Here is a 13,568-nt window from a genome sequence, read left to right as displayed (position 1 = left end):
CCGACCGGCCCGTTCCGTGGGCGTCGTGCCGGGCCCCGAGGAGGTTCCGCGTGACCGAGAACTCTTTGGACACGGCGGGTCGGCAGGCCGCCGCCGACCTGACCGGCGGTGCGCGAGCCGCCGCTGCCGGGCCCGGCGGCACCGATGCACGGCAGGCTCGTGACGGTGCGGATCCGTCCACTATGGCGAGAACGCCATCCGGGGGCGGCCGACCGCCGCGTCCCACGCTCGCTCGCCGGGCGGTGACCTTCGCCGACTCGCTCTGGCGCCCTGCGCTGGTGCTCGCGGTCTTCTTCGCCGCCTGGTGGTTCGTGGCGGCCCGCGAATACGTCCCGAACTACCTGGTGCCCACCCCCGGCCAGGTCTGGGAGACGATGACCACCCAGTGGTCCGAGCTGGCCCGGCACACAGTGGTCACCCTCTACGAGACAGTGCTCGGCTTCGTGCTCGCCGCCGCGTTGGGTCTGGTCACCGCTGTCGCCATCGCCTACTCCCGCACCCTGGACAAGGCGCTCTACCCGATCGTCCTGTTCGCACAGGTCATCCCGAAGATCGCCATCGCGCCGCTGCTGGTGGTCTGGTTCGGCCTCGGCCTCACTCCGAAGATCATCCTGGCGGTGCTCATCGCGTTCTTCCCGGTGGTCATCTCCGGCGTGGCCGGGCTGCGCTCCACCGACCCGGAGCTGCTCGACCTCGCCGCCACGATGGGCGCCGGGCACTGGCGCACCTTCCGCAAGATCCGCTTCCCGAACGCGTTGCCGCACCTGATGGCCGGCCTGAAGGTGGCCGTCACCCTCGCCGTGGTCGGTGCCGTGGTCGGTGAGTTCGTCGGCGCCAGCGAAGGGCTCGGCTACGTCCTGTTGCTGGCAAACGGCAACCTCGACGCCCCACTGCTGTTCGCCGACCTGATCCTGATGTCCGCCATCGGCATCGTCCTGTTCGTCCTGGTCGAGATCGCCGAGGCACTGCTCATTCCGTGGCACGCCAGCCGCCGGGCCGGCGTGTCCCTCACCACCTCCTGACCGACCCCATCACGGAGGCACCGATGAAACGCACCGCCACCACCATCCTGGCCACCGCCGCCCTGCTGGTCGCCGCCACCGGCTGCGGTGGGGACGATCCCGTCGGCAAGACCGGCGCGGACGGCAAGAAGCAGGTCACCCTCACCCTCAACTGGGTGCCCTACGGCGAGCACGCGCCCTTCTACTACGGCCTGCAGAAGGGTTACTACTCCGCCGAGGGCATCGACCTGAAGATCCTGCCCGGCAACGGCTCGGGCAACACCGTCAAGCAGGTCGCCCAGAAGCAGACCGACTTCGGGTGGGCCGACAGCCCGGTGCTGCTGAAGTCGGTGGCCAGCGGCATGCCGGTGCGCAGCCTCGGCGCGTACCTGGAGAAGGGACCCTCCTCGGTGGAGTTCTTTACCGAGGAGAACATCAAGACCCCGGCCGACCTCAAGGGCAAGACCGTCGGCGGCACCCCCGGCGACGCCCTCTACGCGACCTTCCCGGCCTGGCTGGAGAAGAACGGCCTCAAGAAGGACGACGTCAAGGTGGTCAACGTCGACGCCGCCGGCAAGATCGCCGCCTTGGCCGAGGGCAAGGTCGACGCCATCATGGGCTTCTTCCACGACCAGGCGCCCACGATCGAGAGCAAGACCGGCAAGAAGGTCGACGTGCTGCTGTTCGCCGACTACGGGATGAACCTGCTCGGCACTGGCCTGATCGCCAACACCCAGACCCTCCAGAAGGACCCGGAGCTGGTCCGCAAGTTCGTCAAGGCCACCCAGAAGTCCTGGGCCGACGCCGCCCGGGACCCGGCCGGCGCGGTGAGCGCGATGACGGTCCTGGCCGAAAACGAGCCGGCGCCCGAGGTGCTCACCAAGCAGCTCACCCTCAACATGCCGCTGATCGGCGCGGACGGCCCGCCCGGGGTGAACACCGAGGCCCAGTGGAGCGAGACCATCGACCTGATGTCCCGCTACGCCGAGCTGAAGGACCCCGGAGCGCCCAACGCGTACTGGGACTCCTCGTACGCGGCGCAGGGGTGACCCGGTGACCGCCGCGCCGGCAGCCACCGGCACCGCCATCGGGATGTCCGGGCTGACCGTCCGGTTCACCACCCGTCGGACGCAGACCACAGCGTTGGACGACGTGTCGCTGGACATCGAGCCGGGCGAGTTCGTCACGATCGTCGGCCCGTCCGGCTGCGGCAAGTCCACCCTCCTCAAGATCGTCGCGGGGTTGGTCAAGCCGACCAGCGGTGACGTGTCCCTGCTGGAGCGCCCGGTGCGCGGCCCGCAGAAGGAGATCGGCTTCGTCTTCCAGAAGGCCGCGCTGCTGGAGTGGCGCGGTGCGCGAGCCAACATCCTGCTCCAGGCCGAGATGCGCGGCATGGACCGGGCGCAGGCGGCCCGCCGCGCTGACGAGCTGATCGAGATGACCGGCCTCACCGGTTTCGAGAAGGCGTTGCCACACGAGCTGTCCGGCGGCATGCAGCAGCGCGTGGCGCTCTGCCGCGCACTGCTGCACTCCCCGCCGGTGCTGCTCATGGACGAACCGTTCGGCGCCCTGGACGCGCTGACCCGGGAACAGATGAACGCCGAACTGCACCGGATCTGGCGCGAGACCGGAACAACGGTGGTGCTGGTCACCCACTCCATCGCCGAGGCGGTCTTCCTCGGCACCCGGGTCGTGGTGATGAGTCCCCGGCCCGGCCGGATCATCCGCACCTTCCCGGTCGAGCTGCCGGCGCACCGCGACTACGCGCAGGTGATGTCGGATTCCCGCTTCGACCGGCTCGCCACCGATCTGCGTGGGTTGCTCGGCAGCGCGGCCGCCAACCACTGAGCGCGGATCGGCACGACCAGCACGACGGAAGGAACACCATGACCCGCAGGTCGATCGGCATCATCGTCAACGGCGTGACCGGAAGGATGGGCTACCGGCAGCACCTCGTCCGGTCGCTGCTGGCCATCCGCGAATCCGGTGGTGTGGCGTTGGCCGACGGCACCACCATCTGGCCGGAACCGGTCCTGGTCGGGCGCAACGAGACGAAGCTCCGGGAGCTCGCCGAGCGGCACGGGCTGACCGACTGGACCACGGACCTGACCTCGGCGCTGGCCCGCGACGACGTCGAGATCTACTTCGACGCGCAGGTCACCCAGCAACGGGAGAAGGCGATCCGGCAGGCCATCGAGGCCGGCAAGCACATCTACACGGAGAAGCCTCTCGCCGAGGACACCGCGGCGGCCCTCGACCTGGCCCGGGCGGCGGACGCGGCCGGCGTCCGCACCGGTGTCGTGCAGGACAAGCTCTTCCTGCCCGGTCTGCGCAAGCTCAAGCGCCTCATCGACGGCGGCTTCTTCGGCCGGATCCTCTCGGTGCGCGGCGAGTTCGGGTACTGGGTGTTCGAGGGCGACTGGCAGCCCGCTCAGCGACCGTCGTGGAACTACCGGAGCGAGGACGGAGGCGGCATCGTGGTCGACATGTTCCCGCACTGGCACTACGTGCTGGAGGAGCTGTTCGGCCGGGTCACCGCCGTCTCCTGCGTGACCGCCACCCACGTGCCCGAACGGGTCGACGAGGCCGGTCACCCGTACGCGGCCACCGCCGACGACGCCGCGTACGGCATCTTCGAACTCGACAGCGGGGTGATCGCGCAGATCAACTCCTCCTGGGCCGTGCGGGTGTACCGCGACGAGCTGGTGGAGTTCCAGGTCGACGGCACCGAGGGCAGCGCGATCGCCGGCCTGCGCAACTGCCGGGTGCAGCACCGGGCCCTCACCCCGAAGCCGGTGTGGAACCCGGACCTGCCGGCCACCGAGGACTTCCGCGCCCAGTGGGCCGAGGTGCCCGACAACGAGGAGTTCGACAACGGCTTCAAGGTGCAGTGGGAGGCTTACCTGCGGCACGTGGTGGCCGGCGAGCCGTTCCGGTGGGACTTCCTGGCCGGCGCGCGCGGCGTGCAGCTCGCCGAGCTGGGGCTGCGCTCGGCCCGCGAGGGTGCGCGTGTCGAGGTGCCGGAGCTGCGCTCATGACCGCCGAGGTGGTGTTGCCCGGTGGACGGCGGCACCGGCTGGCCGGGGGTGGCGGCTTCGCCCGACCGGACGCGCCCGCGACCAGTCGGATCGCGTACGCCGCCGCGCACGTGGTCGCCGACCCGGGCGCGGAGAACGTGCCGGGCGCCCCGGCGGCGGTGGACTGGGACACCACCCTCGCCTTCCGACGGCATCTCTGGTCGTACGGGCTCGGGGTCGCCGAGGCGATGGACACCGCCCAGCGGGGGATGGGGCTGGACTATCCGGCCACCCGGGAGCTGATCCGGCGCAGCGCCGCCGAGGCCCGCGCGGTCGGCGGTCGGATCGTCGCCGGGGTCAACACCGACCAGTTGCCCGCCGGCCCGGCCACCCTGGCGGCGGTCACGACCGCGTACGCCGAGCAGCTCGACGACGTCCGCGCCGCCGGCGCCCGACCGGTGCTGATGTGCAGCCGGCACCTGGCGGCCGCCGCACGCGGCCCGGAGGACTACCTGCGGGTGTACGACGAGCTGCTCAGCGCCGCCGACGAACCGGTGGTGCTGCACTGGCTGGGTCCGATGTTCGACCCGGCGTTGACCGGCTACTGGGGTGCGGTCGACCTGGACCTGGCCGCCGACACGGTGATCGAGCTGATCAAAACGCACCAGTCCACCGTGGACGGCATCAAGGTGTCGCTCCTGGACGCCGACCGGGAGGTCGCGATGCGCCGCCGCCTGCCGGCCGGGGTACGCCTCTACACCGGTGACGACTTCCACTACCCGGAGCTGGTCCGGGGTGACGAGGTGGGTCACTCCGACGCGCTGCTCGGCGTGTTCGCGGCCATCGCGCCGGCCGCCGCCGCCGCGTTGGCCGCCCTGGACCGGGGGGACCTGACGGCGTACGACGAGATCTTCGGGCCCACGGTGCCCCTGGCCCGGCACCTGTTCGCGGCGCCGACCTGGCACTACAAGACGGGGATCGTGTTCCTGGCCTGGCTGGCCGGGCACCAGGACCATTTCACGATGGTCGGTGGCGCGCAGTCCGGCCGGTCCCCGGCGCACCTGGCCACCCTGCTCACCCTGGCCGACGCGGCCGGGCTGCTCCCCGACGCCGACCTGGCCGCCGCCCGCGCCCGAGCGCTGTTCACAGTGGCGGGGGTGGCGCAGTGAGCGCGAGGCGTGAGCCGGCTGTGCGAGCCCCGCAGTCGCGAGCGGAGACCAGCCCAGCGAGCCTCGCCCGGTTCTCGTTCAACCAGGCGACCGCCCAGCGCTGGCCGTTGCCCGAGGTGGTGGCCGGGTGCGTGGCGGCCGGCGTGCCGGGCATCGGCCTGTGGCGGGAGCCGGTGGCCGAGTACGGGTTGGCCCGATCGGCGAAACTGGTCCGCGACGCCGGCCTCGCCGTCACGTCGCTGTGCCGGGGCGGATTCTTCTCCGCCGACGACTGGCGCGCGGAGAACCTGCGGGCCATCGAGGAGGCCGCCGCCCTGGGTGCCCCGGAGCTGGTGCTGGTCTCCGGTGGGCTGCCGGTCGGCAGCCGGGACATCGGCGGCGCCCGGCGTCGGGTCGCCGACGCGATCGGCGAGCTGGCACCGCACGCCGAGGCGGCCGGGGTACGGCTGGCCATCGAGCCGCTGCACCCGATGTTCGCCGCCGACCGGTGCGTGATCGCCACCCTCGGCCAGGCGTTGGACATCGCCGAGCGGTTCGACCCGGCGGTGGTCGGCGTGGTGGTCGACGCGTACCACGTCTGGTGGGACGACACGGTGTACGCGCAGATCGCGCGGGCGGGCGAGTGGATCGCCGCGTTCCAGGTGTGCGACTGGGTGACCCCGCTGCCGGAGGGGGTGCTGCTCGGCCGGGCGTTGCCCGGCGACGGCTGCATCGAGCTGCGTCGGCTTCGCGAGGCGGTGGACGCGGCCGGCTACGTCGGCCCGATCGAGGTGGAGGTCTTCTCCGCCGAGGTGTGGGCACGTCCGGGCGCGGAGGTGCTCGACGCCGCGATCGCCGGCTACCTGCGCCACGTTGCCTGACAGCCCCGAACGGCGGTGGCCGGCGGCGGTCGGCGCGTGGCTGGGCATCGGCACCGCACCCGCCACGCTGGTCCTCGGCGCGGCGATGGCTGCCCGACACGGTGGCGCGGTGCCGGTGGCCGGGCTGCTGGTCGGCGGGGCGCTGATGGCGGCCCTGCTCTGGGGGCAGGGCCTGATCGGGCTGCGTCGGCCGCTCGGCGACGGCGGGACGTTGACCGCGGTGCTGCCCGCGTACCTGGGGGACACCTCGCGGCTGCTGCTGGCGGCGGTGCTGGCCGTGTCGATGGTCGGGTGGAACGGGTTCAACGTCGGGCTCGGCGGGGCCTCGCTGGCCGCGCTGACCCACCTGCCCGGCTGGGCCGGGCCGGCGCTGCTGGAGGTGGCGGTCCTCGCTGTCTCCTGGGCGCCAGCCCGGCTCGGTAACCGGGTCGCGGTGGTCACCACGCTCAGCGCGGTGGTGCTGGTCGGCTGGTGCCTGACGGTGCTTCCACCACCCGGTGCCCCGGTCCGCCTCGCCGGCGGCGGGCTCGCCGACGCCGCCGCGCTGATCGGGTACGCGGCCGTGTTCGCGCTGCGCGCACCGGACTTCAGCGTGGGCCTTTCCCGAAGGCGGGACCTGGCCTGGTGCGTGGCGCTGCTGGTCGGGCCGGCGCTGCTCGGGGTGCTGGCCGGGGCCGGCCTGTGGCTGCGGACCGGCTCGGCCGACGTGGTCGCGCTGCTCGCCGCCGGCTCGGGGCTGGCCGCGTACGCGAATCTGTTCGTCGCGGTGGCGGTTTTCGCGGCGGCGCTGACCACCACGTACTCCGGTTCCCTGGCGGTGCGTGGCCTGGCTCCCCGCGTGCCGGCGCGGGCGGCGATGCTGCTCGTCGCGGTGCTCGGCGGGATGCTGGCGGTGGCGCGGTTCGACCGTCTGGTGCTGCAGTGGCTGACGCTGCTGGCCGCCGCGTTGCCGGTGCTGGTGGTGCCGATGGCGGTGGAAGCAGCGGCCCGTCGTCGCGGTCGTGTCCCGCGTACCGTGCCCGCCTGGTGCTGGATGCCGCCGGCGCTGCTCGCGGTGGCCTGCACGCTCGCCGGGGTGGGTGTCGCCCCGCTGCTCGGGCTGGCCCTGGCCGCGGCCTGCACGGTGCTCTGGCGCCGCCAGGCAGGCGTCGCCTAGGCCGCAGCGGGGATGGTGGCGTCGATGAGGTGCGGGCCCGGCTGGTTCAGTGCTGCGGAGAACTGCTCCGCGAGTTCCTCGGCGGTGCTGGCGCGGGTGGCGGGCATCCCGAACGCGTTCGCCAGTCCCACGAAGTCGATCTGAGGGTTGGTCAGGTCGAACAGTGGATTGGCGTCGGGGTTCGCCGGGCCCGGCTGCGTGCTGAAATAGCCCCACTCCTGGCGCAGGATCGCGTACCCGTGGTTGTTGAGGATCACGTTGGTGATGTTCAACCGCTCGCGTACCTGGGTCCAGAGCGCGGTGGCGGTGTACATCACGCAGCCGTCGGCCACCAGCGCCACCACCGGTCGGTCGGGTGCGGCGACGGCGGCGCCGACGGCCAGGGGCAGACCGTCGCCCATGGCGCCACCGGTCTGCATCAGCACGTCGTGTCGGGGAGCGCCGACGGTGGCGGCGGCGAGGGTCGTGCCGGAGCTCACGGACTCGTCGATGATGATGGCCCGTTCGGGTAGCAGCGCCGCGATGACGTCGGCCCAGTTCTGCAGGGTGAGCGCACCGGTGGGTAGGGTCGGTCGGTGCGGGTCGGTGACCTGGGGCGTCGCGTCCGGTGCCACCAGGTCGGCGAGCCGGACCAGCGCGGCGACGGCGTCCTGACCGACCTCGGCCAGGACGTGCGTCCGGGCCCCGTCGGGCACGAGGAGGCTCGGCTGGTCGGGGTAGGCGAAGAACGAGACCGGTGCCTTGGTTCCCGCGACGATGACGTGCCGCGTCCCGTGCAGTTGGTCGAGCACCTGGTCGGGATAGAAGCCGAGCCGGGGGAACGCGGGTAGGCCCGCCCCTCGTTCGACCCGGTTGGAGTAGAGCTCCTGGAAGACCCGTGCACCGGTCGCCGCGGCGATGCGGCCCGCTGCCAGCAGGCCGGCCTCCCGTAGAGCTGGTCCGCCGATCACCAGTGCGGTCGTCTCGCCGCTTCGAAGGGCCTCCGCGACCTGGGTGATCGTCTCCTGATCGACTGTCGGCGCCGGCCGGGGCCGTACGGGCGCCCCGGCCGCACCTCCCTCGGACCAGGACACGTCCGCCGGCATGATCACGGTGGCGATCTGCCCGGGTGGCTCCAGGGCGGCGGCGAGCGCGGCGGCGGCGTCCGGTCCGGCACCGGCTGCGTCCTCGGGGCGGCGGACGGGGCCGCGTAGCCATCCCGCCAGCGCGGCGATGTCGGAGTTCAACGGTGGATCGAAGGCGGTGTGGAACGTCGCGTGGTCCCCGACGATGTTCACCACCGGCGAGTTGGCGCGGCGGCTGTTGTGCAGGTTCGTCAGGCCGTACGCGAGTCCGGGCCCGAGGTGCAGCAGCGTCGCGGCGGGCTTACCCGCGATCCGGGCGTAACCGTCGGCCGCGCCGCTGACGACGCCCTCGAAGAGAGCGAGCACGCCGTGCAGTTCGGGAACCGCCTCCAGCGCCCCGACCAGGTGCAGCTCGGTGGTGCCGGGGTTCGTGAAGAGCACCTCGACGCCGCCGTCGACGAGCGTCCGCAGCAGTGCTTCCGCGCCGTTCACCAGTCACCCCGTCCCCGGTCGGATAAGTACTATTCAGATACTAAACTCGCATTTCGGACTCTTGCTGGTAGGTTCGGGGAACTAGCCCGCCAGGTAGAGAGGGAGCCTGATGGAGCGCGGATGGGCCGAACGGCGCTACCAGGCCCGGTGCCTGGACATCAGCATCGACCGCTCCTTCGATGACTTCCGGCGGCAGTACGAGCAGGCCGTCCCGGCCTATGACGAGGCGGCGTTCAAGGCGTTGGTGGCCCGCGACGCACCCTGGGACGACGTCCTTGCCCTCATGCGCGAACGGGCGCCGCACGACTTCCTCATCTACTGGAGCAGCGGCGACCTGCGACCGATGATGAACCTCGCGGGCGACACCAGGCACTGCGTCGAATACCTGATGGGCAACCACACCACGGCCGAGCGGATGTTCAGGTACGACCCGACGGTCATGCTGTACGCGCCCCTGCGCACCTTGATCAGCGACCGGCCGGACGGCGGAGCGCGGTTCGTCATCGAGCAACCCAGTCACGCGTTCGGCTCGTTGGGAGTGGACGCGATCCACGAGGTGGGCCTGGAACTCGACCGTGAAGTCGTCGCCCTCCTGGCGTACCTCAAGGTGCCCGTGCCGGCGGGCCTGTCCGACTAAGGCCTTTCACCGGGGTGTATGCCCTGCTCCCACGGCGTCCGGAAAAACATGATCTAGGCGCGGCCGGCGGAACGTGATCTTATACGCACCGGCGATCCGTAACACCGCGCAAACCATCGATTAACCATCGGCGGCTTAGGTGGGGGAGCGCTCCCATGAGCGGGTCGCGATCGATGAACAGCTCCACAAGGGAGCAACCGAAAGGAGCCTCGTGGCTACAGGCACGAGCGGAAACAGGCTGCGAAGACTGGCGATACCTACGCTGGTCGTCGCCCTGATCACCGGTACCACCGGTGTCGCGGGAACGGCGTTGGCGGCACCCTCGGGGTCGCCGGTTAACGGCAGTGGCGCCGGCTACTTCACCGCCGGGTCCGACAAGTCGGTCACCCTGACCGACGGGGCCGACCGCCGACCCGGCGGCAACCGCGCGGCCACGCCGAAGGCAGCCGTCGACGAGACCGGCCCCGGCATGTACGTCGTCGAGTTGGCCGAGGACCCGTTGACCACGTACACCGGTGGGGTGTCCGGTCTGGCGCGGACCCGCCCGGCGGCGGGCAACCGGCTGGACGTGACGTCCACGCCGTCGCAGGCATACCGCCGGCACCTCGACACGCAGCGGAGCGCCGTCGCCGCCGCGGCCGGGGTCACTGTCAACGCCGTCTACACCACCGCGTTCAACGGGTTTTCGGCGAAGCTGACCACCCAGCAGGTGAGCACGTTGCGGGCGGACAAGCGCGTCCGCGCCGTCACCGCCTCGCGCGCCCTCGGCACCCCCTCCGCGCCGCCCACCGCGAGCACGGCGACCGCCGACAACCCGACGCCCGCCACCCCCGGTGGCGCGGACCAGTCGGCACCGACGGACCGTTCCGGCCGGCCGGCCAAGCCCGGACCCGGCACCGGCGCGGGCATGGTGATCGGCGTCCTGGACACCGGCATCTGGCCGGAGAGCGCGTCGTTCGCCAAGACGATGCCCGCTCCCGCGAACTGGCACGGCACCTGCCAGACCGGTGTGGCCTTCGTGGCCGCGCACTGCAACGGCAAGATCGTCGGTGCCCGGTACTTCGCCGACTCGTGGCTCGCCGGCGGTGGCTCGGTGCCCGAGGGCGAGTTCCTGTCCCCCCGCGACGCGTCCGGGCACGGCACCCACACCGCCTCCACCGCGGCCGGCCTGCCCATCGCGAACGTCACGATCGACGGTCGCCGCTACGGTCCCGTCTCCGGGGTGACGCCGGATGCCCAGATCGCCGTCTACAAGGTGCTCTGGGGTGGCATGGGCTACGACGCTGACATCATCGCCGGAATCGACGCGGCCGTCGCCGACGGCGTACAGGTGCTGAACTTCTCGATCGGTTCCGACCTCGGCGACTGGGAGGCCAACACCCCCATCGGCGTGGCGTTCCTCAACGCCTCGCTGGCCGGGGTCTTCGTCGCGGCGTCGGCCGGCAACACCGGCATCGTCAGTGGAGCCATCAGCAACGCCGCGCCCTGGGTGACCACTGTCGGCGCGGCGGTGACCAAGCTCGACGAGGCCACCGCCAAGCTGGGCGACGGCACCAAGCTGGTCGGCGGCTCGCTGGACGCCCTGCCTGGTGGAGGCGCACGGCCGCTGGTCTTCGGCGACCAGGCCGGCTCGCCGGATCTGGGCGCGGTCTACTGCGAGCCCGGAAGCCTGGACCCCGCCAAGATCAAGGGCAAGGTCGTCGCCTGCGCGCTGTCCGACATGTTCGGCTCCGCCGCCGAGATCAAGGCCAAGGGCGGGGCGGCGATGATGGTGTTCGACCCGGTCGGCAACTACCGGATCAACTCCATCTTCAACTTCCCGGTGGTCTACCTGCCGACCGAGAAGCAGGCCGGCACACTGTTCAACTACCTGATGCGCCACCCCACCGACGCGACAGTGTCGTTGCGCACCGGCGGCGACGGCTCCAGCGTCCCGGGCATCCCGAGCGTGGCTGACTTCTCCTCCACCGGCCCGGACAAGGTGACCCTCGGCGTCTTCAAGCCGGACCTGGTCGCGCCCGGATCGAACATCATCGCCGCTGTCTCACCGGCCGGCAACTTCGGGCGACAGTACGACGCGTACTCCGGCACCTCGATGGCCTCGCCGTACGTGGCCGGGGCGGCGGCGATCCTGCGCGCCACGCACCCGGACTGGTCACCCGGCGCGGTCGCCTCCGCGCTGCGCACCACCGCCACCGACACCGTTGGCACCAGCAGCCCCCTGGAGCAGGGCAGCGGCTTCATCAACCTGCCCCGGGCCACCGACCCGGGACTGGTCATCGAGCCCACCGCGGCCGAGCTGATCGAGTTCAGCGAGACGGCCGCGCCCGACGGCAAGGAACTCAACCTGCCGGCCATCTCGTTGCGCGAGTACGACGGGACCCGCCCGGTGAGCCTCACCCGCACCCTGACCAATGTGGGCAAGGCGCGGGAGACCTACCGTTCGTCGGTGTCCGGTCTGCCCGGCATGAAGGTCACCGTGTCGCCGGCATCGGTGACCCTGGCCCCCGGCAAGTCCGCGACGGTCACCATCACGCTGCGTCGAGGCAGCGCGCCGTGGGACCGGTACGTGACCGGGGCGATCACCTGGCAGGGTAAGGCCCACAGCGCCCGGATTCCGGTCGCTGCCCGTCCGTGGGGCATCGCGGCCCGGCCGTACGCGGACGACGGCGAGGAGTTCGCCCGGATGGCCAACGGCGCCTTCGGCATGGTCCAGCCGGGCTTCACCGGCCCGCTCGTCGGTCGCAGCACCGGTTACACGCCGATGCGGCGCACGTCGTACTCGATGCCGGCCGGCGTCTACGGGGGCGTGTTCGACCCGAGCGCCACCGGTGTGAAGAAGGTCGACTTCACGGTGCCGGCGAACACCGCCGGCATTGTCGTCGAGGCCAACACCGCTGATCCGAACACGAACCTCGATCTCTACCTGTACAAGGGCGACACCCTGATCTACAGCAGTGACAGGTACTGGACCAGCGCTGAGCAGGCGTACAAGTTCCTGCCCGAGCCGGGGCGCTACACCGCGTACGTGTTCGCACAGTACCCCGGTGCTCCGGTCGTCGACTTCGACCTGAGTCACGCCATCATCGGCCGTAACGCCAAGTATTCGGGCGCCACCCTCACGCTGCCCTCCACCTCGGAGCGCGGTCAGGGCTTCAACTTCACGCTGAAGCCGAACAAGCCGCTGGCCGAGGGTGACTTCTGGGCGTACACCGAGTACAGCACCAACGGCACTGTGGTCCCCGGCAACCTGGTCTACACCCAACAGAGTTCCTGGCAGTAACCGTTCAACCAGGCGTGGGGCGGTGCCAATGTGCACCGCCCCACCGTCATTTTCGATGCGGCCGGGCCGGTGCTCGCCGCCGTCCCAGACGGTGACGGCCGTGGTCACGCCTTCAGGTCAGCGGGTACGCGGTCAGGCGGTCGGCGAGTTGCTTCGGGTGGCTGAGCGGCACGCAGTGGCCGCCATCTATTTCATCCGGAACGACGCCGAGTCGGTCGGCGGCAACCCGGCGCTGGAAGTCCGCCGGGAAGAACCGGTCCTCGCGTGCGAGGAGCACCGTCGTCGGCACGTCTGGCCAGGCGTCCAGGGGCCACGGCTCGTCGCCCTCCGCGCTGACCTGGCCCCGGCTGTGTGATGCTGCCTCCGCGATGATCTCGGCCGGGACACCGTTGAAGAACTGCTCCTCCTCAGTGAGCCCTTCGGCGCTGCGGTAACCGGTGTTGGCCCACCAGTCACCGGGCCTCTCGCCAGGTCTGGGGACCATCGGTGTGAGCAGGACGAGCAGCCGTACCGGCAGCTTGTCGGCAATGAGCGGCGCGGTGAACGCACCGTACGAGTGCCCGACGACCACGAGGTCACGCCGGTCGCCGATCGCGTCGACGACAGTCCGGCAGAACTCGGCGAACCCCGCGGATGTGTCCTCGATCGGCAGTTCCGGTACTACCACGTCGTGGCCCCGGCTGGTCAGCTCGGGGACAAGGAGATGCCAGTCCCAGGCGCTGCCCCCACCGCCGTGGATCAGAACGAAAGTCGCCATGTCTCGTAGCCTCACACACAGGTACGACACGCGCCTCCGTCGGTGCCGATGCAGTGGATACGGGGCGAAGAAAGCGCTTCGGGACAGTCAGATCGAGGCTGAGGTCAGTAGGGTGCCGTCGTTGGGGTACCA

11 protein-coding genes are annotated in these 13,568 nt (G+C 71.2%); 9 read left to right on the top strand and 2 right to left on the bottom strand.

Features of this window, described 5'->3' with window-relative positions; genetic code table 11:
* Window positions 1-50: 50 nt before the first annotated feature.
* The 7 genes from AB0B68_RS07410 to AB0B68_RS07380 are packed head-to-tail and all read left to right on the top strand — an operon-like array spanning window position 51 to window position 7,203.
* The gene (locus AB0B68_RS07410) at window positions 51-1,022 is read left to right on the top strand and encodes an ABC transporter permease (RefSeq protein WP_357204998.1); all 972 of its coding nucleotides are present in this window, start codon (window positions 51-53) and stop codon (window positions 1,020-1,022) included.
* Window positions 1,023-1,045: 23 nt separating this feature from the next.
* Window positions 1,046-2,050, top strand: a complete 1,005-nt coding sequence (locus AB0B68_RS07405; protein ID WP_357205001.1) for an ABC transporter substrate-binding protein — start codon at window positions 1,046-1,048, stop codon at window positions 2,048-2,050.
* A 4-nt stretch (window positions 2,051-2,054) separates the two neighbouring features.
* Window positions 2,055-2,849: an ABC transporter ATP-binding protein gene (locus AB0B68_RS07400; RefSeq protein ID WP_357205004.1), complete on the top strand. Its 795-nt coding sequence runs from the start codon at window positions 2,055-2,057 to the stop codon at window positions 2,847-2,849.
* Between the two features lie 38 nt (window positions 2,850-2,887).
* Window positions 2,888-4,039, top strand: a complete 1,152-nt coding sequence (locus AB0B68_RS07395) for a Gfo/Idh/MocA family oxidoreductase (protein WP_357205007.1) — start codon at window positions 2,888-2,890, stop codon at window positions 4,037-4,039.
* A complete protein-coding gene (locus tag AB0B68_RS07390; RefSeq protein WP_357205010.1) occupies window positions 4,036-5,187 on the top strand; it encodes a dihydrodipicolinate synthase family protein in 1,152 nt (383 codons plus the stop codon). Before AB0B68_RS07395 ends, AB0B68_RS07390 begins: the two co-directional genes overlap by 4 nt.
* Before the next feature lie 20 nt (window positions 5,188-5,207).
* Window positions 5,208-6,047, top strand: a complete 840-nt coding sequence (locus tag AB0B68_RS07385) for a sugar phosphate isomerase/epimerase family protein (protein WP_357205030.1) — start codon at window positions 5,208-5,210, stop codon at window positions 6,045-6,047.
* Window positions 6,040-7,203 (top strand): hypothetical protein, encoded by a 1,164-nt coding sequence (locus AB0B68_RS07380; protein WP_357205013.1) that lies wholly within the window; start codon window positions 6,040-6,042, stop codon window positions 7,201-7,203. Before AB0B68_RS07385 ends, AB0B68_RS07380 begins: the two co-directional genes overlap by 8 nt.
* Here AB0B68_RS07380 and AB0B68_RS07375 read toward each other — a convergent pair.
* Complete coding sequence (locus AB0B68_RS07375) at window positions 7,200-8,759, bottom strand: acetolactate synthase large subunit (RefSeq protein WP_357205015.1); 1,560 nt, start codon at window positions 8,757-8,759, stop codon at window positions 7,200-7,202. The genes AB0B68_RS07380 and AB0B68_RS07375 overlap by 4 nt on opposite strands.
* A 109-nt stretch (window positions 8,760-8,868) precedes the next feature.
* Between AB0B68_RS07375 and AB0B68_RS07370 the strand changes: the two genes are divergently transcribed.
* Both AB0B68_RS07370 and AB0B68_RS07365 read left to right on the top strand, forming a co-directional pair.
* Window positions 8,869-9,396 carry a hypothetical protein gene (locus AB0B68_RS07370; RefSeq protein ID WP_357205018.1) on the top strand — a complete coding sequence of 176 codons (528 nt, stop codon included), beginning with the start codon at window positions 8,869-8,871 and terminating at the stop codon, window positions 9,394-9,396.
* Window positions 9,397-9,607: 211 nt separating this feature from the next.
* Window positions 9,608-12,679, top strand: coding sequence for a S8 family serine peptidase (locus AB0B68_RS07365; RefSeq protein ID WP_357258308.1), 3,072 nt, complete (start codon window positions 9,608-9,610; stop codon window positions 12,677-12,679).
* A gap of 112 nt (window positions 12,680-12,791) precedes the next feature.
* On the opposite strand, the gene AB0B68_RS07360 is transcribed toward AB0B68_RS07365, so the two are convergent.
* Window positions 12,792-13,436 (bottom strand): alpha/beta hydrolase, encoded by a 645-nt coding sequence (locus AB0B68_RS07360; protein WP_357205024.1) that lies wholly within the window; start codon window positions 13,434-13,436, stop codon window positions 12,792-12,794.
* Between the last annotated feature and the right edge of the window lie 132 nt (window positions 13,437-13,568).

This window comes from Micromonospora sp. NPDC049049 (assembly GCF_040649115.1).
Classification (GTDB): domain Bacteria; phylum Actinomycetota; class Actinomycetes; order Mycobacteriales; family Micromonosporaceae; genus Micromonospora.
The sequence above is the reverse complement of the archived record's forward strand: the minus strand, read 5'-3'. Positions and strand labels throughout refer to the sequence as shown.